The sequence below is a fragment of the Pseudarthrobacter sp. MDT1-22 genome (genome assembly GCF_054511035.1).
This window is the reverse complement of record NZ_JBTNDK010000007.1, coordinates 54,342-76,552: the sequence shown is the minus strand read 5'-3', so window position 1 is coordinate 76,552 and position 22,211 is coordinate 54,342. Positions and strand designations below refer to the sequence as shown.

19 protein-coding genes, 2 tRNA genes and 1 riboswitch are annotated in these 22,211 nt (G+C 66.1%); of the genes, 1 reads left to right on the top strand and 20 read right to left on the bottom strand.

The window, feature by feature from the left end; translation table 11 throughout:
• Positions 1-4: 4 nt before the first annotated feature.
• The 7 genes from ACX80M_RS07765 to ACX80M_RS07735 form a co-directional block, all read right to left on the bottom strand.
• A complete protein-coding gene (locus tag ACX80M_RS07765) occupies positions 5-889 on the bottom strand; it encodes a carbohydrate ABC transporter permease (protein WP_374210002.1) in 885 nt (294 codons plus the stop codon).
• The gene (locus tag ACX80M_RS07760; RefSeq protein ID WP_252599512.1) at positions 886-1,803 is read right to left on the bottom strand and encodes a carbohydrate ABC transporter permease; all 918 of its coding nucleotides are present in this window, start codon (positions 1,801-1,803) and stop codon (positions 886-888) included. The genes ACX80M_RS07765 and ACX80M_RS07760 overlap by 4 nt, the downstream gene beginning before the upstream one ends.
• 3 nt (positions 1,804-1,806) lie before the next feature.
• Positions 1,807-3,159: an extracellular solute-binding protein gene (locus ACX80M_RS07755; protein WP_459309345.1), complete on the bottom strand. Its 1,353-nt coding sequence runs from the start codon at positions 3,157-3,159 to the stop codon at positions 1,807-1,809.
• Positions 3,160-3,267: 108 nt separating this feature from the next.
• Positions 3,268-4,470 (bottom strand): ROK family protein, encoded by a 1,203-nt coding sequence (locus ACX80M_RS07750; protein WP_252599514.1) that lies wholly within the window; start codon positions 4,468-4,470, stop codon positions 3,268-3,270.
• A 183-nt stretch (positions 4,471-4,653) separates the two neighbouring features.
• Entirely contained in the window at positions 4,654-5,814 is a 1,161-nt protein-coding gene (locus ACX80M_RS07745) for a class I SAM-dependent methyltransferase (RefSeq protein ID WP_252599515.1), read from the bottom strand.
• A gap of 17 nt (positions 5,815-5,831) precedes the next feature.
• Entirely contained in the window at positions 5,832-6,911 is a 1,080-nt protein-coding gene (locus ACX80M_RS07740) for an FAD-dependent oxidoreductase (RefSeq protein ID WP_252599516.1), read from the bottom strand.
• A gap of 18 nt (positions 6,912-6,929) precedes the next feature.
• Positions 6,930-7,283, bottom strand: a complete 354-nt coding sequence (locus tag ACX80M_RS07735) for a zinc ribbon domain-containing protein YjdM (RefSeq protein WP_252599517.1) — start codon at positions 7,281-7,283, stop codon at positions 6,930-6,932.
• Positions 7,284-7,367: 84 nt separating this feature from the next.
• Here ACX80M_RS07735 and ACX80M_RS07730 point away from each other — a divergent pair, with 84 nt between their 5' ends.
• Positions 7,368-8,687, top strand: coding sequence for an SAM-dependent methyltransferase (locus ACX80M_RS07730; RefSeq protein WP_252599518.1), 1,320 nt, complete (start codon positions 7,368-7,370; stop codon positions 8,685-8,687).
• 103 nt (positions 8,688-8,790) lie between these two features.
• On the opposite strand, the gene ACX80M_RS07725 is transcribed toward ACX80M_RS07730, so the two are convergent.
• The 13 genes from ACX80M_RS07725 to ACX80M_RS07665 form a co-directional block, all read right to left on the bottom strand.
• Positions 8,791-8,866: transfer RNA gene (locus ACX80M_RS07725), tRNA-Ala, on the bottom strand.
• 142 nt (positions 8,867-9,008) lie between these two features.
• A tRNA-Ala gene (locus tag ACX80M_RS07720) sits at positions 9,009-9,081 on the bottom strand.
• A 100-nt stretch (positions 9,082-9,181) separates the two neighbouring features.
• Positions 9,182-9,583, bottom strand: coding sequence for a ribosome silencing factor (rsfS, locus tag ACX80M_RS07715; protein ID WP_058932218.1), 402 nt, complete (start codon positions 9,581-9,583; stop codon positions 9,182-9,184).
• 47 nt (positions 9,584-9,630) lie between these two features.
• The gene (locus tag ACX80M_RS07710) at positions 9,631-10,929 is read right to left on the bottom strand and encodes a hypothetical protein (RefSeq protein ID WP_252599519.1); all 1,299 of its coding nucleotides are present in this window, start codon (positions 10,927-10,929) and stop codon (positions 9,631-9,633) included.
• A gap of 7 nt (positions 10,930-10,936) precedes the next feature.
• A complete protein-coding gene (nadD, locus tag ACX80M_RS07705) occupies positions 10,937-11,668 on the bottom strand; it encodes a nicotinate-nucleotide adenylyltransferase (RefSeq protein ID WP_256470950.1) in 732 nt (243 codons plus the stop codon).
• Complete coding sequence (locus ACX80M_RS07700) at positions 11,607-11,837, bottom strand: hypothetical protein (protein ID WP_252599520.1); 231 nt, start codon at positions 11,835-11,837, stop codon at positions 11,607-11,609. The genes nadD and ACX80M_RS07700 overlap by 62 nt, the downstream gene beginning before the upstream one ends.
• 75 nt (positions 11,838-11,912) lie before the next feature.
• Positions 11,913-13,265 (bottom strand): glutamate-5-semialdehyde dehydrogenase, encoded by a 1,353-nt coding sequence (locus ACX80M_RS07695; protein ID WP_252613591.1) that lies wholly within the window; start codon positions 13,263-13,265, stop codon positions 11,913-11,915.
• A 26-nt stretch (positions 13,266-13,291) separates the two neighbouring features.
• A complete protein-coding gene (gene proB / locus ACX80M_RS07690) occupies positions 13,292-14,440 on the bottom strand; it encodes a glutamate 5-kinase (RefSeq protein WP_252599522.1) in 1,149 nt (382 codons plus the stop codon).
• Positions 14,441-14,450: 10 nt separating this feature from the next.
• The gene (gene obgE, locus ACX80M_RS07685; protein WP_252599523.1) at positions 14,451-16,040 is read right to left on the bottom strand and encodes a GTPase ObgE; all 1,590 of its coding nucleotides are present in this window, start codon (positions 16,038-16,040) and stop codon (positions 14,451-14,453) included.
• A 118-nt stretch (positions 16,041-16,158) separates the two neighbouring features.
• On the bottom strand, positions 16,159-16,422 hold the full coding sequence (rpmA, locus tag ACX80M_RS07680) for a 50S ribosomal protein L27 (RefSeq protein WP_056340543.1): 264 nt from the start codon (positions 16,420-16,422) through the stop codon (positions 16,159-16,161).
• Between the two features lie 61 nt (positions 16,423-16,483).
• Positions 16,484-16,792: a 50S ribosomal protein L21 gene (gene rplU / locus ACX80M_RS07675; protein WP_018773353.1), complete on the bottom strand. Its 309-nt coding sequence runs from the start codon at positions 16,790-16,792 to the stop codon at positions 16,484-16,486.
• Positions 16,793-17,064: 272 nt separating this feature from the next.
• A complete protein-coding gene (gene thiD / locus ACX80M_RS07670) occupies positions 17,065-18,663 on the bottom strand; it encodes a bifunctional hydroxymethylpyrimidine kinase/phosphomethylpyrimidine kinase (RefSeq protein ID WP_252599524.1) in 1,599 nt (532 codons plus the stop codon).
• A riboswitch (TPP riboswitch) is annotated at positions 18,646-18,743 on the bottom strand. Its footprint overlaps the gene before it by 18 nt.
• Before the next feature lie 101 nt (positions 18,744-18,844).
• A complete protein-coding gene (locus tag ACX80M_RS07665) occupies positions 18,845-22,135 on the bottom strand; it encodes an Rne/Rng family ribonuclease (protein ID WP_459309344.1) in 3,291 nt (1,096 codons plus the stop codon).
• Between the last annotated feature and the right edge of the window lie 76 nt (positions 22,136-22,211).

The window sequence follows — 22,211 nt, the reverse complement described above, 5'->3', positions numbered from 1 at the left end:
AGCACTAGCCCTTGACCGCACCCGAGAGCGCGAAGGAACTCCCCGCGCCCCTGGCCACGATGACATAGAGAGCCAGCACCGGGACTGAATACAGGATGGAAAAGGCGGCCAGCTGGCCGTACGCCACTGCGCCGTGCTGTCCGAAGAAGCTGAAGATCGACACCGCCGCTGGCTGCCGGGCTTCGGACAGGAGCAGCACGAACGGGACGAAGAAGTTCCCCCAGGCCTGGATGAACACAAAAATGAACACCACACCCAGTCCCTGCCGCATCAGGGGCAGGAGGATGGTCCGCAGCGCCGTCAAACCTGACGCACCGTCCACCCAGGCTGCTTCCTCCAGCGACACCGGAACCGCGTCCATGAAGTTCTTGGTCATCCAGACGGCCATGGGCAACGTGGTGGTGGCCATAAAAAAGATCGTGGCGGGCATCGAATCCAGCAGTTGAAGCTGCACAAACAACCCGTACACCGGCACCATGATGGCCGTGATGGGAAGGCAGGTTCCAAACAGGATGGTGTACATAAACGGCTTGTTGAACCTGGACTGGTATCGGGACAGCGGGTAGGCAGCCAGGACGGCTGCCACGAGGTTCACGGCGGCCGTGCCGGCGGACAGCACCATGCTGTTCCAAAGCGGCTGGAACAGCAGCCCCGGTGTCATGATGGCGGCAAAGTTTTCCAGGGAGACCCTACCGGGGAGCCTTGTCTCATGCCCGGCGGAGGCATCAAGGGACGCAAACACCAGCCAGAGCAGCGGCAGGACAAAGCAGGCACCGATCAGGATGAGGGAAACGTCCGCCGGCATCCGGGCACGCTGCTGGGCGCGGGAAACTGCGCCAGTCCCGGACCGGAGCTGCCCCCGTGCGGAGGTCCCCGCCGTCGTCGTCATGGTTTGGTCTCCCGCAGGAGCCGGACGTAGGCGGCACCGAACACCACGCCAATGAGGATCAGCACCGAGGCCACCGCCGTGCCGTAGCCGATGTCGCCGAACTTGAAGGCCTCCAGGTACGCCAGCACCGGCAGCGTGGTGCTGGCGTTGGCAGGACCGCCCGCTGTCATCACCCAGATGAGGGTGAACACCGCCAGCGTCTGCAGAGTGATGAGCATGAGGTTGGTGGCGATGCTGCCGCGGATCATGGGGATGGTGATGAAGGCCAGTCGCTGCCAGCCCCCGGCACCGTCCATCAGCGCGGCCTCCGTGACCTCACCGGGGATGTCATTGAGCGCGGCGCGGTAGACGAGCATGGAGAACGCCGTGCCACGCCAGATGTTGGCAAGCAGAATGGCGACCATCGGGAACGAATACAGCCAGTCGGTCTGCCCTAGCCCCAGCCCGCCCAGCAGCTGGTTCAGGGTCCCGTCGCGACTGAAATACGCGTAGGCGGCGAAGGCGGCCACGATCTCGGGCAGCACCCACGCAGCCACCACCGCAGTACCGACGACGGCGGCCACCGTCCGGCGGGCCCGCCGCATCAGCACCGCGAGGGTGAGCCCCAGCAGGTTCTGGCCCAGGATAGCAGAGCCGCCCACGAACAGGACGGTCAGGCCCAGCGAGAGCGGCAGCATGGGGTCCGACAGGAGCCTGGCGTAGTTGTCGAACCCGATCCAACCGGGACTGCGGGCATTGCGGCCGGTCAGGGCTGCATTGGTGAATGACGCGTGGAAGGCCCACAGCACGGGACCGGCCAAAAACACCAGCAGGAGAACCACTGCCGGGAGTACGGGGAGCAGCCGTGCCTGACGCCGGAGTCCGGGGCGACGCCGCCGGTTGCCGGACCGGTCACTCCTGAGGGAAACCGCCACAGGCTACTGGGCGACGGTCTTGGCCTCACCCACGATGCCCTTCACCGCCGCGTCATAGTCGGCGGCCGCCTGCTCCGGGGATTTCGCCCCGGTAATCACGGCTTCCGTGGCCTCCTGGACGGCCGCGGAGATCCGCGGGTAGTCGGCCGTGGCTGGCCGGTAGTGCGTGACGGCCACAAGCTCGGACACGTCTTTCACAAACGGGTTGGCCGCCTGGTAGCCGGCGTCGGCGGCGACGTCCTTCCGCACGGCGATCTGGGAGCTGGCGATGTTGAAGGCCAGGGAATTCTTCTGGTTGAGGGCCGTGGCGAGGAACTCAAACGCGAGGTCTGGGTTTTTGGTCTCCGCCCCTACCGCCAGGGTCCAGCCGCCGGACATGCTGACACCGCCGGGTGCCTGACCGTTCTGGGTGGGGAACGCCGTCACGCCCATGTCCTGCCCGTACTCGGCCCATTCGTAGCTGCCGCCCTTCTGCCAGAAGGACGGCGTATAGGAACCCTCAACAGTGGCGCCCATCTTGCCCTGCGGCAGCCACTCGCCGAAGACCTTCTTCCACACATTCGCGTCGAGGGCCTCCGCCGGGGAGACGGCCAGTTTTTCGTCGTAGAGGGTCTTGAGGAACCCCAACGAGTCGGTGAACCCGGGGGAACCGACCACCCATTTCTTGGCGTCGGCGTCGTAGAGTTCGGAGTCCGTTCCGTAGAGCAGCTCATAGAAGCTTTGCATCACGGTGCCTTCACCGGAGGCCTTGCCGGCGTACATGTTGAACGGCACCACGCTGGGATCGCTGGCCTTGATTTTCCGGGCGGTGTCCAGGACGTCCTGCCATGTGCGGGGCTCCCACGGGACGCTGACGCCTGCGGCGGTGAGCACCTTCTTGTTGTACCAGATAGCTCGCGTGTCGGTGCCCAGCGGGACCGCGTACGTGCCGCCGTCGTCCCCAAGGCCGGCGGCCTTGGCGCCAGCATCGAAGGTATCCCAGTCCTTCCACCCCTCAAGGTGGCTGTCCAGTTTCAGGAGGTACCCGGCGTCGACGTCGGAACGCACCTTGAAGGTGTCCTCATAGAAGACATCCGGGGCGGTGGAGGGCGAACGGAGAGCGAGGGCAAGTTTGGTGCCGTAGTCGTCGTCGTTCGCCTGGATGGGCTCCAGAGCCACCGTGACGCCCTGATTGGCGGCCTCAAACTCCTGTTTGGCCGCCTCGAAGAGCGTGTCCAGGGCAGTGAAGGAATCGGTCTTTTGGTAGACCACCTTCAGCGTTTTGGTCTCCGCTTCGGGGGCGGCGGGGGAACATGCCGTCAGCACAAAGGCTGCGGCGGCAATGAGTGACGTGATTCCAAGGGCCTGACGACGCATGATGCTCCATTTCGGTCAATGGCTGCCGTCCCCTGTGTCTGCGGGCCCCCAGCCGCGGCGATATCCACATGCTAGATGGGGCTCCTGCCACTGGCAAGGAGCCCCGGTTCAGACTTCCAGGAGAAGCCGCTGCGCCCGGGGCGCCAGTGTATGCTCCAGGACAAGGCAGGCAGCTCCAACGGCGCCCACGTCCTCACCGACGCCCGTGCCGACAACCTCGATGGTGTGGATCAGGCGCGCCGCGCTGTTGGCGTCCACCAGCGCCGGGATCTTCTCCAGGTAGCGGTCAGCGATCCGGCTCCAGAAGGGCCCGCCGAACACAACCCGCTCCACATCCAGCGTGTTGGCGACCACGGAGACGGCCCGGGCCACCAGCACGGCTGACTTGTCGATGATCGCCAGGGCCTTGGCATCGCCGGCATCGGCAAGGTCGCACAGCTGGGAGAAGCTCTGCTGCACTTCGGCTCCGCTGGTGTGCTTGCCGGAGCCGTCCAGGATGCCGGCGGCAACGGCCTCCGCCACGAGCACCTGCGGGATGGCTGAGGACTTAACGCAGCCGCGCAGTCCGCAGTCGCAGACCGGGCCATCGGGGTCCACCACTATGTGGCCGATCTCGCCGGCGTTTCCTGACGTTCCACGGACCACCTCATCGTTGAGGACGATGCCGCAGCCGATACCCGTGCCCATGTACATAAAGATGAAAGTGCCCGAGCCGCTGGGCCCGCCGGCCCATGTCTCGGCGACGGCGGCGCTGGTGACGTCCTTATCCACCAGGACGGAATAGCCGGTGGCTTTGGCCAGGGCGTCCCGAAGTTCCACGCGGTCCCAGCCCGGCAGCAGCGGCGGGTCCACCACGGTGCCGTTGTCCAGGTCGATGGGTCCCGGAGCGGCCAGGCCCAGGCCGGCGATCCGGCTGGTGTCCACGCCGGACTCGGCAACGAGGTGCTCGATCTCGGTGGCCATGGTGGATATAACGGCTGCAGGATCACTCCCGCCGGGTGTCCTAATCCGTGAATGCTGTACAACGGCGCCCACAAGATCGAGGACCACGAACGTGGTGACGGCGGGGTCCAGGTGGACGCCGATGGCATACATTCCGCCCGGGTTGAGGCGAAGCATGGTGCGCGGTTTGCCGGGGCCGCTGCCTTCTTTGCCCGCTTCGACGATCAGGTGCTGGTCCAGCAGGCGGCGGGAGATGTTGGAGATGGTCTGCGGCGAGAGGCCCACAATCTGGGCGAGCTCCACGCGGCTGAGCCCCCCGGATGACCGGCGGATGGCATCCACGATGACCGTGAGGTTGAAGTCCCCCATGCGCGGAAGATTAGTCCCGCGCCGTGGCGCCGAGGACTGGCGGATTTCTGGCACGGTCTCCCCTAGGTTTTCGGCCGCGTATTCATGATTATGTCTGAATGGTACGTTACCTCCTGATCAACGCCCAGAGCCGGAGGTGAGGCCGCGCCGCGGCCGGGGCGCCACCTTGCCGTGCTGGCACGCCTATGGCCGCCGAGTGCTGACCGCCACCGTGAACTTTGGATTGCCGCCCCTCACAGTGGTGGGACCCACCAGCCGCTCCAGCGCCGGGAGGTACTGCAAGTGCCGGTTGAACACCGTCCACAGCTCACCGCCCGGCGCCAGGACCCTGGCCGCCGCCTCGAAAAGTTTAATGCCCGCCCCGGCATGCACACTGGCGCCCAGGTGGAAGGGCGGATTCAGCAGGATCAGGTCGGCGCTTCCGGCCGGGAGGGTGCTCATGGCGTCATCCTGGAGGGCGGTAATCCTCTCCTCGAGGCCGTTGGCCTGCGCCGTGGCCCGGGCGGACGCGACGGCGGCGGCAGACCGGTCCGTGGCCGTGACCCTTGAGGCCGGGTTCTGGCGGGCGTACATGGCGGCGAGGATGCCGGTGCCACAGCCCAGATCGATGGCGTGCCCGGCTTCAGGCATCTCCGGCAGGAAGGTCAGGAGGAACCTGGTCCCGATGTCCAGTTTCGCTCCAGCAAAGACGGCACCGTGCGCAGCAACGTCCAGGTCCAGCTCGGCAAGGCGTTCGACGGCGGGACTCCACTCGTGCGTCTCAGTTTGCCGGGCGCCGCGGGCCAGGATGATCCGGGACTTCTGCCGCGCCAGCTGCGGCTGGACCGTCTCGAAGTGGCGTTCCAGGACCGCGTTCATTCCCAGGGACATGTGTTTGATCCGCCCGCCGGCGAGCAGCACCACGTCAGGGGCGGCATAACGCGCCACGGCGGCTGCGATTTCTTCAAGCTCCGCCAGCGTCCGCGGCAGTTGAAGCAGCACCAACTCCGCGCCGGACAGCAGCTCCTCCCCCAGCGGCAATTGTTCGAACCCGGTGGCGTCAATGGCTCCGGGATCCGCCGCTGCGAGCCCCACAGCCGCAGCGTTGTTCCGCAGGGCGCGCTCCCCAGTGATGAGATCCTCATGCACACGGACCCGGCTGACCCCCAGCGTGCCCAGCGCACCGAGGGTGAGAGCACCGTAGCGGTCGCCGATCACTGCCAGCCGGGTACCCGGTTCCGTGCGCGCTGCGGCGGCTTCGAGCAGCTGCCGGTCCGTGGCGTCCCAGGCCTGGAGGTTCGGGGCTTCGACATCCGGGTGGCGCCGGAGCGTGCCGAAGATGTCCTCAAGAGTGTTCTGTGCCACTGGTTCCTGCCGTCTGGTCATGTACTGGTTGTTGATGCGGTTGGTGCAAGCGCGGGCAGTTTGAGGATGGCGGTGACGGCCGCCCGGCCCGCCCTGTTGGCGCCGATGGTGGACGACGACGGCCCGTACCCCACCAGATGGACGCGCGGTTCAGCTGCCACCTGGGTCCCTTCCATGGCGATGCCGCCGCCGGGTCCCCGGAGATGCAGCGGCGCCAGATGCTCGAGCTCGGCACGGAATCCGGTGGCCCACAGAATGACGTCGGCACGGAGCAGGCTCCCGACGGCGAGCCGGACGCCGTCGGGCTCTATCGCGGTGAACATGGGGCGACGGTCCAGCGCACCCCGTTGCGCTGCCGCCCTCAGCGCCGGGGTCCAGATGAGGCCGGTCACGGCCACCACGCTTTGCGGCGGCAGGCCCTGCCGCACGCGCTCCTCCACGAGGGCGACGGCGTTGTGGCCGGCCTGGGCGTCGAACGCGGCGTCACGCCAGTCGGGTTCCCGCCGGGTGAACCAGCTGGTGCTGGTCACCTGCGAGACCTCCTCCAGAAGCCCGACGGCGGAAATGCCGCCTCCCACGACGATGACGTGCAGGCCGCGGAACTCCTCGGCGGAGACGTAATCGGCCACGTGCAGTTGCCGGCCCCGGAACGTGGCCCGGCCCGGGTAGATGGGCCAGAACGGCCGGGTCCACGTACCGGTTGCGTTGATGACCGCCTTCGCTGACCAGTCGCCGCTGTCGGTGCTGATCCGCAGGCGCCCCGCCGGATCGGCGTCTTCCCTAGCGACCGAGGTGATCTTGACCGGGCGCAGGACCTCAATTCCGAGGTCCCGCTCGTAGCCGGCGAAGTACCGGCTCAGGAACTCCGAGCTGGGTTCCGTGGGATCCACGTCAGGCTTCGCGATGCCGGGAAGGTCACTGATGCCGTTGACCGTCGCCATGACCAGGCTTTTCCAGCGGTGGCGCCAGGCGCCGCCCGGGCCTTCCTCGGCGTCGAGGACCTTGTATTCAACCCCTCGGCGCTGCAGGTGGTAGGCGGCGGAGAGTCCCGCCTGGCCCGCGCCGATGACCACAACGTCGGTGGTTCCGTAGTCCATGTCCCTGACCGGTTCCGGCTAGACCTTCTTCACCACGGAGGATTTGAGCTGCATCGGCCCCACGCCGTCCACCTTGCAGTCGATGTCGTGATCGCCCACACCGTCCATCAGCCGGATCCCGCGGACTTTGGTGCCAACCTTGATGACACCGGAGCTGCCCTTGATTTTCAGGTCCTTGGTCACCGTGACCGTGTCGCCGTCGGCGAGGATGTTGCCCACTGCATCCTTGATGACCCTCGGCCCGGCCTCTGCCGTGGCCTCCGCCGCCTGGGCGGACCACTCGTGGCCGCATTCCGGGCAGACCAGTAGCGCACCCATCTCGTAGGTGTAGGCGCTGGAGCATTCGGGGCACGGTGGCAACGTCTCATTCACTCCCCCATGATAATCGCGCCACTGCGCTGACAGGTGCGCGCCGGCGTCGTACTGTTGGGCCTAGGCGGACGAAAGGCGAGGACCATGAAAACAGAAAAAGGGGCAGCGTCGCTGCTGGCGAACGCACTGGGCATCGTCCTGGGGACGACGGAGATACCGCTGAGGGTGCGGGCGTGGGACGGGTCCGAGGCGGGGCCACCCGAGGCCCCGGTCCTCGAATTCAGGTCACGCCGCGCCCTGCGCCGGATCCTGTGGTCGTCGGGGCAGCTCGGGCTCAGCCGCGCCTATGTCGCCGGGGACATCGCTGCCCCCGGCGACATCTTTGCAGCCTTCACGGCGCTCAGCTCGGTGGGCAAGTTTTCCGAACCCGGCCCCTTCCGGCCCCCGACTCCGCGTGAACTGGCCACGCTGGTCAGCACGGCGGTCCGGCTGGGCGCGCTGGGCCCCAACCCTGCTCCGCCGCCGGAGGAGGCCAAGGTCATGCGGAAGGGCCGGCGCCACACCCGGAAGCGCGACGCCGCGGCCATCTCGCACCATTACGACGTCGGCAACGACTTTTACGCCCTCGTGCTGGGACCCTCAATGGTCTACTCGTGCGCTGTGTGGGCGGATGGACCAGACGGCGGCGGCACCCCTGCCGAACGGGGCCTTCCGGCAGGACTGGATGACGCGCAGAAGGCCAAGCTGGATCTCGTCTGCCGGAAGCTTGGGCTGAAGCCCGGGATGAGGGTACTGGACGTGGGGTGCGGCTGGGGCAGCTTCGCGTTGCACGCGGCGCAGCATTACGGCGTCTCGGTGGTGGGCGTGACGCTCTCCACCGAACAGGCCGTGCTGGCGCGCAAACGTGCGGCCGACGCCGGCCTGACCGAAAACATCGACATCCGGGTCCAGGATTACCGGGATATCGCCGACGGGCCGTTCGACGCCATCAGCTCCATCGGCATGTCCGAACACGTGGGCCGGGAACAGACACCCAACTATGTCGACGTGCTCCACGGCTTGCTCCGTCCCGGCGGCCGGCTGCTCAACCACGCCATCTCCTGGAACGCCGGCCCCATCAAGCCCGACCCGGATTCGTTCATTCCGCGCTATGTCTTTCCGGACGGCGAGATGATCAGCCTGGGCGAGATGGTCAGCGCACTGGAGACCGGCGGGTTCGAGGTCTTGGACGTGGAGGCCCTGCGCCAGCACTATGCGCTGACCCTGCGGGCGTGGGTGCGCAGGCTCGAAGAGAACTGGGACGAAGCCGTCCGGCTCACCAGCCTGGGCCGGGCGCGGGTGTGGCGGCTCTACATGGCCTCAAGTGCCCTGGGCTTTGAAACCGGGATCACGGGCGTCAACCAGGTCCTGGTCCAGCGTGCCGGCGGGGACGGGCCGCCGCTGCGCCGGAGTGATTGGATCTAAGCACTCACTACTGGGCGCCCAGTTCTCCGGGCTCCCTGCTTGGGAGACAAAAAATGAGCCACCCGACCGGGTGGCTCATTTTTTTACGGACCTGCGTCCTGTTTGGTGGAGCTGAGGGGACTCGAACCCCTGACCCCCTGCATGCCATGCAGGTGCGCTACCAGCTGCGCCACAGCCCCAAACTTGTGCTTCTCCGCGGTTCAGACCGCCCGAAGCAACCTGATCAGCTTAATAGAAATCTGCGCGCTGCGCCAATCGGGAGGCGCATTTTCCTGCAACAAAAAATCCGCCGGAATCTTTCGATTCCGGCGGATTATCCGGTGGAGCTGAGGGGACTCGAACCCCTGACCCCCTGCATGCCATGCAGGTGCGCTACCAGCTGCGCCACAGCCCCGGACCTTCGTTACTCCGCGGTCTCCCCGGAGCAACTCAAATATCTTAGACCAGCTTTTCCGAAAATTCCAAATCGGGCATATTCGGGCCGGCAAGGCCTGCTATTCGGAGTCGGAGGCCGCCGTCGCCTTGGCTGACGTGTCCTCGCCCAGCTGCAGGTCAACCACTGGGCAGTCCTTCCACAGGCGCTCCAGGGCGTAGAAAACGCGGTCCTCTTCATGCTGGACGTGGATGACGATGTCCGAGTAATCCAGCAGTACCCAGCGCCCGCCGGAGCGGCCTTCGCGGCGTACCGGACGGAGGTCCTGCTTGGAAAGTTCTTCTTCGATGCCGTCAACGATGGCGTTGACCTGGCGCTCGCTCGGCGCGGATGCGATGAGGAAGACGTCCGCCAGTGCCAGCCGTTCGCTGACATCGAGGGCCACAATGTCGTGGGCAATCTTGTCCGCGGCTGCCTTGGCGGCTTGGCGGGCAATGGCGATGGATGAATCTGTTGCAGTCATGGGACTCCTTGTAGTTTTCTAAAGCTTTGTAAAAGGGCGTTGCCTGGTCAGCTGGAGATGCCGCTGACGATGAGGATAACGCCGGAAATAAGGGCCACGATCCCAAAAGCCAGGACGAGGACCTGCATAAGCCTGAGCCGCTTCGCACGGGCCAGGCCGGCCGTTGCCGCATCCAGCGGCTCCAGCCCATGCGCTGACCGTGCCGGGATGCGCGGCAGGTCATCGAACAGATCGCCCGTCTCCCCCACTGGCGTAGAGGCCGTGATGGGCTGGACGGGGACGACGCGCTTCGGTGCCGCGGCGGCCCTGGCAGCAGCTTCCGCACGGGCGATCACCCGGGAACGGCCCGACGCGGCCGCCTGCGCAGAACCCGCGGCCGGCTCTTTGGACGTAGTGGACGGCCTGCGGCCCTTGCCGCCTGGCCGGACCTTTGGTCCGGCCTGGGTCGCCAGCGGCACGTAGGAGGTCGCCGGGGGTTTCATCACAGGACGGTCGACGCCGGGTACCTGCACGAATTCCAGCGGCGTGACCATGGCCAGGTTGTCGGCGGTGGCCGGGCCCGTCTGGGGAACGGATTGCGTGGCCGCGGCCTGCGGATTGGGAGCCTGCGTGGGTACTGATACTGGCTGGGCAGTGGCGGCCTGCTCGGCCAGCTTCCGCTTGGCCATCGCCCGGCGGTTAAGCACCGCCGCGCGCTCGGCCAAGGCGATCTGTTCCGCAAGGATGTCCGGATCCACTGCTTCGGGGTCCAGCGAGGCGATGTGTTCCATCTTGGCCAGCTGGTTCTTGGCCTGCTCGGCAATAAGCGTGCGGGCTGCGAGTGCCTGCTCCACGCTCATGCCAGCCGGAACACCTGCACCGTTCGCCGGCGCGGCGGGCCCGGCCATATCGGCGGATACAGCGGTGTCGTGACCTGGCCTCGTTGGGGCTGTCTTCGCTTGACCCAGCTTGGCTTGGCCTGGCTTAGGTTGGCTCGGCGCGGGTTGGCTTGGCAAAGGCTGCCCCATGGGAGCGGGAATGATGGGATTGGCCGAGGTGACGGCCTGTTCCTTCAGTTGCTGGAGCCGCAACTGCCTGCGCGTGGGAGGGCCTCCTGCGGAAAGCTGGCCCTCTTTCTCCTCGAGTTCTTTGATGGCACGCAGCGCCGCGCGGTCGCGGGCCCGGATCTGCGAGGACCGCTGCGCTTGGGACTGCTCGGGGACGGAATCCACCGGGGCGTCAGCCGCGCGCCGTTGTTTTGAGGCAGGCGAAACCTGGCCCGGGCCGTTGGACCCGGGAGCCGTGTTCTCATCTCTGGCCTGCCGCAGTTCGCGGCGGCTGCGGACGGGGGGCTTTTCCTGACTCATTGAGGACTCATTCAGTACTGGCTGGCTCGTCTGTTTCGGTAGTTCGGACGTCCTGGGGATCTGATCCCTCGGCGTACAGACCATATTTGGCGATGTATTGGACCACTCCGTCCGGCACGAGGTACCAGACGGGGTTGTTCCCGGCTACACGGACACGGCAGTCCGTGGACGAGATGGCCATGGCCGGCACCTCGAGGAGGCTGACGTCCTTGCGGCCCATGCCATCAAGCACATGTCCCGGCCGTGTCACACCGACAAAATGGGCCAGTGACCACAGCTCGTCGATGTCCTTCCAGGAAAGAATCTGCGCCAGTGCATCCGCACCGGTAATGAAGAACAGATCCGCATCCGGACGCTGGGTCCGGAGATCCCGCAAGGTATCAATGGTATACGTGCGACCGGGCCGGTCAATATCCACCCTGCTGACGGTGAAGCGCGGGTTCGATGCCGTGGCGATCACCGTCATGAGGTAGCGGTGCTCAGGCTCACTGACCTGCTTGTGCGACTTTTGCCACGGCTGCCCGGTGGGGACAAAGACCACTTCATCCAGGCTGAACTTGGCGGCCACTTCGCTGGCTGCAACAAGGTGGCCGTGGTGGATGGGATCAAACGTCCCGCCCATCACGCCCAGCCGCAGCCGCCTTTGCGCACCGTCACGGTGCAGAACACGGGAAATTTCAGTGGCCTTGGCCGTGGTCGTGCTTGTTGGGGTGCTGGCGGTGCGGATCGGCGTGCTCATCCGTTACGGTGTGCCGGTTGCCCAGGTTCGAGTAGGAGAGCGTAACGAACATCATCACCAGCAGGATGGCGAAAATGGATGCGCCGAACACCCACGGTTCAGCCCAGATCGGAGCGGGTGCGTGTTCTCCGCCTTCGGCAACGGTCATGGCGATCTGCTGGAGCAGCATTTTCTCCCCTAGGGTTCAAGGATGTGGCAGCGGATTGTCCCGCCGTTCCGGACTTCTGTCTATATTACCGCGTTGCTACCCGCGGACCTGGCCTTCGCCCTGCACGATCCACTTAGTGGTGGTGAGCTCTGTCAGTCCCATCGGGCCGCGGGCGTGCAGCTTCTGCGTGGAGATGCCAACCTCGGCACCGAGGCCCAGCTCGCCGCCGTCGGTAAACCGCGTGGACGCGTTGACGATGACCGCGGCAGAGTCAACCTCGGCGATGAACCGCTCCGCGTTGGCCAGGTCGTTGGTGAGGATCGCTTCGGTGTGGCCCGTGGACCAGGTCCGGATGTGCTTGACGGCGTCATCCAGGCTGTCCACCATTGCTACGGCGAGGTCCAGGTCCATGTACTCGGTTCCCCAGTCCTCATCCGTTGCCGGAACGGACTCAACAGATGAAGGCAGCGCCGCACGGATGCGCTCGTCGGCGTGGAGGGTGACCCCGGCGCCGCGCAACGCGGCGGCGACGGCGGGCAGCACGGCGGACCGCGAATGGACCAGCAGCGTCTCCACGGTGTTGCAGACACTGGGCCGCTGGGTCTTGGCGTTCAGCAGGATCTCCACCGCCATGTCCTCGCTGGCGGATTCGTCGATGAAGATATGCACGTTGCCCTCGCCGGTCTCGATGACCGGCACGGCGGCGTTCAGCACCACGGACTGGATCAAGTCCCGGCCGCCGCGCGGAATCAGGACATCAACGCGGCCGCGCGCACGCATCAGCGCATTCGCACCTTCACGGCCGTACTGGTCCACTGTCTGCACGGCATCGGCCGGCAGCCCGACGGAGTCCAGGGCTTCGCGGAGGATCTGGACCAGTGCTTCGTTGGTGGAGGCGGCAGCAGTGCCGCCGCGGAGGATGACGGCGTTGCCGCTCTTGAGGCCAAGACCGGCGATGTCTACAGTGACGTTGGGGCGGGCCTCGTAAATGGCGGCAACCACTCCCATGGGCACGTTGATCTGGCGCAGGCGCAGCCCATTGGGGAGGGTCTGGCCTCGGACCACGTTTCCGACCGGATCGGGCAGGCTGGCCAGGTTTTCCAGGGACGCCACGAGCCCGTCGATCCGGCTTTCGGTCAAGGTGAGGCGGTCTAACAGGGCCGCCGACGTGCCGTTGGCTTTGCCGGCCGCAACGTCCTTGGCGTTGGCCGACAGGATGAAGTCCTTCCGCGCCAGCAATGCGGCACCGATGGCCCGGAGGCCACTGTCCTTCCGGGCGCGGTTGGCCCCGGCCATCTGGCGGGCTGCCTGCCGTGAGCGGTCAGCGATGGCGTGGACGGCCGCCTCAACCTTCGCCGGGGTGTGGGTCCCCCCCTGTTCCGGCCCGGGAGGAACCACGGTTGAATCGTCGGAAGTGCCAGTGGCTTGGGAAATCAGTGCCTCAGTCATCCTTCAAGTCTAGGCGAGCGGACCGCTCAGACCAGAACCAGGTCGTCGATATGGACAACCTCACGGTCGAATCCGCGGCCCAGGGACTCGCCCAGTTCCACTGTGGAGCGCCCCAGCATCTGGGGAAGCTCTTCGGAAGAGTAATTAACCAAACCGCGCGCGATGACGGTACCGTCGCCGGCCACCATCTCGACGGCGTCGCCGGCTTCGAAGGTGCCGTCCACCGATGAAATTCCGGCGGGGAGCAGCGAGTAGCGATTGTCCCGCACAGCGTGCACGGCGCCGTCGTCAAGGAAGAGCCTGCCCTGAACGTGCGCCAGGTGGGCCAGCCACATCATCCGCACGGACTTCCGGCCGCTGTTCACGGTGAACCAGGTCCCCACGTCCTCACCGGCCAGGGCGGCTGCGGCGTTGGTTGTGGACGTGACCAGCGCCGGGATGCCGGAGTCGGCGGCCATGATGGCAGCCTCGACTTTAGTCTGCATGCCGCCGGTGCCTACGCCTGCCTTGCCCGGCTTCCCGATAGTCACTGCCTCAAGATCTCCGGGGCCGTCCACCTGGGAAATGCGCTTGGCGCCCTTGGCGGGCGGGCCGTCGTATATCGAGTCGACGTCGGACAGCAGGATCAGGGCGTCAGCACGGACCAGATGGGCCACGAGCGCTGAGAGCCTGTCGTTGTCGCCGAAACGGATCTTGTGCGTGGCGACCGTGTCGTTTTCATTGACCACCGGCACAACGCCGAGGTTGAGGAGGCGGTTCAGTGCACGGAACGCGTTCGCGTGGTGGCTACGACGCATGAGGTCATCTGCGGTCAGCAGCACCTGGCTGACCGTGACGCCGTGGGCGCCGAACGCGTGCGTGTAGCGCGCCATGAGCAGGCCCTGGCCCACGCTGGCGGCGGCCTGCTGGGTCGCGAGGTCACGCGGACGCTTCACCAGGCCGAGGGGCGCAAGCCCTGCGGAAATGGCTCCCGAAGAAACCAGGATAATTTCCGTGCCGGCGTTATGTTTGGCGGCCAAGACATCTGAGAGGGCGGTCAGGGACTCTTCCGAGATGCCGCCCTTGATGCTGGTCAGCGACGACGACCCTACTTTGACAACGATCCGGCGGGCCCGGGCGAGCACACTGCGGTCGTCTTTGGGTTCCTCGATGATTACTGCGGACTCTTCGGTCATTTCAGCGGCCTCACTCGTCATCTTCAACGCCCAGCCCACTCTCAGTGACAGGCTTGGCGGCGCGGCGCCCGCTGACCGATTCGGTCCAGATCCCGGCCTTGCGCTCTGCCTCGAGCTCGGCGCGGGCGGCGGCCTTGGCCTCACGGCGTTCCACCTGCTCGTCCCGCTTCTGCCCGCGGGTGGGCCGGTCGCCGATGTCGGCGAAGCGGACGTCGGTGCCACGCGGTGCCGCCAGCAGTTCTGCACCGGCCATCATGGTGGGCTCCCAGTCGAAGACAACGCCGTCGTCCTCGCCGATCACCACGGTGTCACCGGGCACGGCGCCCTGCTTGAACAGTTCGTTTTCGACGCCGAGCTTCGCCAGGCGGTCGGCGAGATAGCCGATGGCTTCCTCGTTGGTGAAGTCGGTCTGCTTAACCCAGCGGACGGGCTTGTCGCCCAGGACGCGGAAGAGCGGCTCGAGGTTCTTTTCCTCGCGGCGGATCTTGAAGCCGGATTCGTTGACGGCGCGGGGCCGCAGAACGGGAGGCTGGACCTTGGGCGGGGCGGCTGCGAGGGCGGCACGGGCAGCCTGGACGATTTCCGCCATGGCGAAGCCGAGCTGGCGGAGACCCTCGTGGCTGGTAGCCGAGATTTCGAAGACCCGGTAGCCGCGTGACTCCAGTTCCGGGCGGACAAATTCAGCCATGTCCTTGCCGTCCGGGAGGTCCACCTTGTTCAGGGCCACCAGGCGCGGACGGTGGTTTAGCGGAACCACTTCGCCGTCGGCACCGGCATAACTCATATCCACGGAGTATTTTTCCAGCTCGGCCTCGATGATGGCCAGGTCCGCCAAAGGGTCACGGTCCGATTCAAGCGTGCCGCAGTCCAGCACGTGCACCAGGGCGGCGCAGCGCTCCACGTGGCGCAGGAAGTGGTGGCCAAGACCCTTGCCTTCGCTGGCGCCCTCGATGAGGCCCGGGACGTCCGCAATGGTGAAGCGGACATCGCCGGACTGGACAACACCCAGGTTCGGGATCAGCGTGGTAAAGGGGTAATCGGCGATCTTGGGCCGCGCGGCGGACATGGCCGCGATCAGGCTGGATTTGCCGGCAGAGGGGAAACCCACCAGCGCGATGTCGGCGATGGACTTCAGTTCCAGCACAATGTCACGGGCGTCACCCTCGATGCCCAGCAGGGCGAAGCCCGGGGCACGGCGCTTCTGCGAGGACAGCGAAGCATTGCCCAGGCCGCCCAGGCCGCCGGCGGCCGCCACATACTCGGCGCCTTCGCCGACCAGGTCCGCCAGGACGGTGCCGTCCTTGGACTTGACCACGGTGCCGTCCGGTACGGGCAGGATGAGGGTCTCGCCGCTCTTGCCACCCCGCCAGTCACCCATGCCGGGGCCACCGTTGGTGGCATGGCGGTGCGGGGCGTGGTGGTAGTCAAGCAGCGTGGTGGTCTGGTGATCAACGCGCAGGATGACATCGCCGCCGTCGCCGCCGTTGCCGCCGTCGGGACCGCCCAGGGGCTTGAACTTCTCCCGGTGGACAGAGACACACCCGTGGCCGCCGGTACCGCCGGATACGTGCAGTACTACCCGGTCTACAAAGCTCGCCACGTGGATCTCCTCAGTGCTGTTTTCCTGTACGCCCAAAGGCGACAAGACGATTGTAATGCGGTTAAAAGAACAGTGGAGCGGACCAAAATGGCCCGCTCCACCGCTTCAGAACTATTTGTTACTCTGCAGCTGCAGCAGCAACGATGTTAACAACGCGGCGACCGCGGCGGGTGCCGAACTGGACAGCTCCCGGGGCCAGTGCGAACAGTGTGTCGTCGCCGCCACGTCCAACGCCGGCGCCCGGGTGGAAGTGGGTGCCACGCTGGCGAACGATGATCTCGCCTGCGGAAACTACCTGGCCGCCGAAGCGCTTGACGCCGAGGTACTGGGCGTTGGAGTCACGACCGTTGCGAGTGGAACTCGCGCCTTTTTTATGTGCCATTTGAAATGCCTGCCTTTAAATTCTGGGGAATCTGCTGAAGAACCTGAACAGTAACGAAGAGTTACTTGATACCCGTGATCTTGACCTTGGTCAATTCCTGACGGTGACCCTGGCGCTTCTTGTAACCGGTCTTGTTCTTGAACTTCTGGATGACGATCTTCGGACCACGGAGGTCTTCGAGGATCTCAGCCGTAACCGTTACCTTGGCCAGGTCCGCAGCAGCAGAGGTGACTTTGTCACCGTCTACCAGGAGCAGTGCGGGCAACTCAAAGGTGCTGCCGGCTCCACCGGGGACGCGGTTCAGGGTAACGAAGTCTCCAACGGAAACCTTCTCTTGGCGGCCGCCTGCGCGGACAATCGCGTACACCACTTGGGAACTCACTTCTCTCGACGTTTATTACTAAATTTGCGTGCTGAACCCTGTTCCATAATTGGCTGGGTTCTCGCTGTGCCTCAACGCCGTGGGGTCGTAACCCAAGTGTTGGCGTAAGCACCGAAGATCTAGAATACGCTAATTTTGCCTTCGGCCGCAAATGAGGCTGGTTACGGCAGGTTGTCTGTGATAGGACCCACAAGCAGGTACTGCACTGACAATCCAAAACCGTGCCCGACTATCGTACAGGCCGCACGGGCCCCAGCCAGTCAGGAATGAATTCGCGGCGCGTCGAAGAATTCCACCTCGAACCGGCACGACTGCCTGAAAGCCACCAGCATCGCCGCCTGTTCATCCGCGGAAGCACTCCGACCGGCGTCGTCACCAAAGTCGATGGCGTAGCGCGTGGCCTGGGCGAAATCCTCGTCAGCATAGGCCCGCAGCCAGTCGGCATAAGGATGTGCTGCCGGGGCACCCGCAGCCAGGAACTCCGCGTGGAGAGTCTGTCCCACTTCGGCATACAGCCAGAAGCACGGCAGTACCGCCGCCACGAGGACCGCGTAGCTGCCTGAGGCCGAGGCCGCCAGCAGGTGGTCCACGTAGGACTTGGTGACAGGTCCCAGGACGGAGTCCACTGTCCTGGTGCTTAGCCACGTGCGGTGCAGTTCGGACTCGACCTCAAGGCATTGCTGGGCCGACTTTGCCCAGAACAGCTGGGCGGCTTCCGTGGGCGCCAGCGCACTGGCCCGGGCAAGGACCCGCGAATAGCCGTTGAGGTAGATGGCGTCCTGGGCGAGGTAATAGGCGAACTGTTCCTCAGCCAAAGTGCCGGCCGCCAGGTCGCGGATGAAATCCAGCCCGTAGATGGCTGCAAGATCCGGCTCCGACGCCCGCCGCAGCGTCTCTGCGAATTCGCCGGCTGCCGGAACCTGTTGCATGTGGTGGAAGTGGTTGATGGGGCCGTTGCCCGCGCCCACCTCAAGTTGGTCAGCGGCCTGCAGCGCGCCCACCAGCCAGGGCTTCACTTGCCGTAGTGCGGCTTCCCAGTCCCCCAACCGGGCCTGGGCCGTGGCCATGGCCGATGACAGTGAGCAGCCGGTGCCGTGGCTGTTGCGCGTGGGGATCCTGTCCCCGCTCACTTCCACCACTTCCTGGGCGAGCAGCCCGGCAGCGTTGACCAGGGCATCCGGGCACGCACCGCCGTCGAGATGGCCGCCCTTGACCAGGACAGTGGCACCGGTCGCGGCGGACAACCGCTGTCCCTGCCCGAGCGCGTCGTGCCATTCCCTCGCCTGCGGCTCCCCCACCAGGATGGCCAGTTCGGCCAGGTTGGGGGTGATCAGGTCCGCGAGCGGGAGCAGCTCCCGCAGGGCCGCCTCGGCAGACCCCTGCAGTAGCCGGTCGCCGCTTGTGGCCACCATCACCGGATCAAGAACGACGACGGCGGGACGCACCTTTTCCAGCCAGTCGCGGACCACGCCTATCACCGCAGCGTCGCCCAGCATGCCGATCTTGACCGCGTCGATGGTGATGTCATCGCTGATGGCATCGAGCTGCTGGCCCAGGAAGGACGCAGGCGGAACGTGAACCGCCTGGACCCCCCGGGTGTTTTGGACTGTCAGTGCGGTGATGGCCGCCATGCCGTAGCCGCCAAGAGCCGCGATGCTTTTGAGGTCGGCCTGGACGCCGGCGCCACCTGAAGGGTCCGATCCGGCAATGGACAGCACCCGCGGAACGTCACGCAGCACCTGGACGTTGGCAGTCCGGCCTGGCGCGGGCAGGACCTCAGCCCCGGTTGCTGAGGATCCCTGTAGAGCCGCCGCGGGCGTTGCAGGAGGAAGGACAGAAGTTGAAGCCAAAGGAGACATCCCTTCGCCGGTGCTAACCGGACAGGTTCAACGGGTGTGGATCTCAGCCGGCTCTCTGCGCGGCACCCCGTGTCAGTCACCAGCCTAGCGTTCCTCGCGACTTAACGCCGGACGCCCGGACGCAGCCTGTGATTCACAGGCACATCCAGGCGCCGTTGTATTGGCTTGCCCTACTGCTTGGTCAGAGCTCCGAGGCCGGAACTCCTACGCCCAGGATGATGGGCGCGTTGGCGGCAACCGGCTTGTCGGCCACAGGAGCCTTGACGGGCTCCGGCGCCTTGGCGGCGTGGGTGTGTCCGGCGGCAGCCGCCGGAGCGGCTTCGTGATGCTCTACGGACGTGGCGTTGGCTGCGCCCTGGGCACGGCTGGCACTCCGGTTCCGCCGGGGACGGCGGGCGCGGGGCTCCTCGGTGTGATCGGAGTAATCCTTCTCCGCCGCGGCTGGCTGCTGCTGGCGGGCAGGTTCGGCCGCCCGGCTTTCAGTTGCCTGGACTGCCGGCGGAGTGCTTTCCGCTACCGGAGCCGGCTCACCAAGGTGGGCGAAGGCCTCCGCGAGGCGGTCAAGTGTCAGGGCAGGTGCGTGCGGCTGGTCATCGTGGTGCGCAACGAACGGAAGCACCACCTGCTCGCCGCCGAATGTCAGCACTGCGGCCGGGCGGCCGTTGGAGTCCGTTTCGGACTGCCCAACCGGAGCCGGCACCGGAGCCGCAGGCTGCCGGCCCGCGGCAGCTGATGCGTGAGCCACCTCGTCGTCATGCAGATGCGCGGCGTGGGCTGCGGCCGCAATGTTCGCAAGCGCTGCCCGCGTGGCCTCCGCCTTCGCATGGCGCTCGGCATCGCTGGCTTCCGGGTGGACCGTGTGGATCTGCACCGGAGCTGCCGGTGCTGTTTCCAGCGGCTGGCCGCCCCGTCCGCGGCGGCGCTTCCGGTCAGTGCGGCCACCCGGCTGGCTGTCCGGGCGCTGACTGTCAGTCCGCACGCTGTCGGTGCGCTGGGCTTCCGGGCGGCTGTCAACCCGCTGCACGTGGTGCTCCGCGGCTACCGTGTTGGCGCGGCGGTGTTCCACGGGGTCGTCGTGGGTGACAATTCCGCGGCCTGCACAGGTTTCACACTGCTCGCCGAAGACTTCCAGGAGCCCGGTGCCCATGCGCTTGCGCGTCATCTGCACGAGGCCCAGGGAGGTCACTTCGGCCACCTGGTGCTTGGTCCGGTCGCGGCCCAGGCATTCCACCATGCGGCGCAGGACAAGGTCGCGGTTGGATTCGAGGACCATATCGATGAAGTCGATGACGATGATGCCGCCGATGTCGCGGAGTCGGAGCTGCCGGACCACTTCTTCAGCTGCCTCAAGGTTGTTCTTGGTGACGGTTTCCTCGAGGTTGCCGCCGCTGCCGGTGAACTTGCCGGTGTTGACGTCCACCACGGTCATGGCTTCGGTGCGGTCAATGACCAGCGAGCCGCCCGAAGGCAGGAAGACCTTGCGTTCCAGGGCCTTGTGGATCTGCTCATCGATCCGCCACGCAGCGAAGATGTCATGGTCCTTGGTCCACTTTTCCAGGCGGCCCACGAGGTCCGGGGCCACGTAGGTGACGTAGGCCTCGATAGTGTCCCAGGCCTCTTCACCGGAGACGATCAGCTTGGAGAAGTCCTCGTTGAAGACATCACGGACCACCTTGATGGTGAGGTCAGGTTCGCCGTAGAGCAGCTCCGGCGCGAGGATCTTGGTGGACGTGGACTGGCTTTCGATGCCCTCCCACTGCGCGCGCAGCCGGTTGATGTCGTGCGTGAGCTCCTCTTCCGAGGCGCCTTCGGCAGCGGTGCGGACGATGACGCCGGCGTGCTCCGGGAGGCGGTCCTTGAGGATGCGCTTGAGGCGGTTTCGCTCGACGTCGGGCAGTTTGCGGGAGATTCCGGTCATGGAGCCGCCGGGCACATAGACCAGGTAGCGGCCGGGCAGCGAGATCTGGCTGGTCAGGCGTGCACCCTTGTGGCCCACGGGATCCTTGGTGACCTGGACCAGGACGGTGTCGCCGGACTTGAGCGCGTTTTCGATCCGGCGCTGCTTGCCTTCGAGGTTAACGGCTTCCCAGTTCACTTCACCGGCGTACAGAACGGCGTTGCGGCCGCGTCCGATGTCAACGAACGCCGCTTCCATGGAGGGCAGGACGTTCTGCACTTTGCCGAGGTAAACGTTGCCGATCAGGGAGTCCTGCTGGGTCTTGGAGACAAAATGCTCGGCCAGGACGCCGTCTTCGAGGACGCCGATCTGGATTCTGTCGTCGCGCTGGCGGACGATCATCTGCCGGTCAACTGATTCGCGGCGGGCCAGGAACTCGGCCTCGGTGATGACGGTGCGGCGGCGGCCGGTGTCGCGGGATTCGCGGCGGCGCTGCTTCTTGGCTTCGAGGCGGGTGGAACCCTTGACAGACGTGACGCGGTTGTTGACCGGCGCTTCGGTCGCGGCGCGCGGCGCGCGGACGCGGGTCACCGTGTTGGGCGGGTCGTCGCCTTCTCCTCCGGTGAGTTCCAGATCCTGGTCGCCACGGCGGCGGCGACGACGACGGCGGGACGTCACGCCCTCATCGGCCTGCCCGGCGGATTCCTCATCGGTTTCTTCGGCTGCGCCTTCGTCGCCTTCGTTATCCCCGTCAGCATCGCTTTCGCCTGTGCGGCTGCGTCCACGGCGACCACGGCTGCGGCGCCTGCGGCGGCCGTTGGCGTCGTCTGCTTCGCCGTCGTCGGGGTCGTCCTCTTCCGGCTCTTCAACCACGGCAGCAACCGGCGCGGGGCGGACCACGGTGCTGAGGTCGGGGGCCTGGAAAAGCACCGATGTGGTGGACGCCGGCTCAAGGAACAGTGAACTGAACGGGCTGGCAGTCTCAGCAGCAGCCGGCTCTTCAGCCAGCGCGGCGGCAGCGTTGACCGGGGCAGCGTTGACGGGGGCAACGGCGGCGGCTGCTGCGGGCGCGGCGGCCTCCGCAGCGGCGACTTCCTCTGCTTCCGGGGCCGGCGTCGCTGCAGTTTCAGGGGCTGCCTGCTCCGGAGCTGCCTGTTCCACGGCCGCGGGAGCGACGTCGGGGGCAGAGGTTTTGCGCGTGGCCACGCGGCGGCGGCGGACAGGCTTGGTCTCCGCCGCAGCCTCGGGGGCTGCGGCTCCGTCCTCCGGTTCGACGGCGGCGGGCTCTACGACGGTCTCGGTAACAACGGCGGCAGGTGCCTCCAGAACCTCAGCAGCGAAGGCCGGCAACGGTTCGGCGGTCTCCACCTTCTTACGTGCGCGGGTGCGGCGGACCGGCGCCTTAGGCTCCGGTGCGGCGTCCGTCGCAGGCTCAGCCTCGGCGGCCTCATTCACCGGTGCGACCTCTGCGGCCTTCGGCACTGCCTTCCGGCGTGTCCGGGTGGGCTTCTTGGGCGCTTCCGTGGCCTCGGCGACGGCTTCATCATTAACGGCTGGTGTTAGTTCGTTTTCCATATGTGGCAACACTCCTGCCCCTGACGTACCGCCACATCCGGCACCCATTGGGGCACATATTGTCAAAACCCGCAGG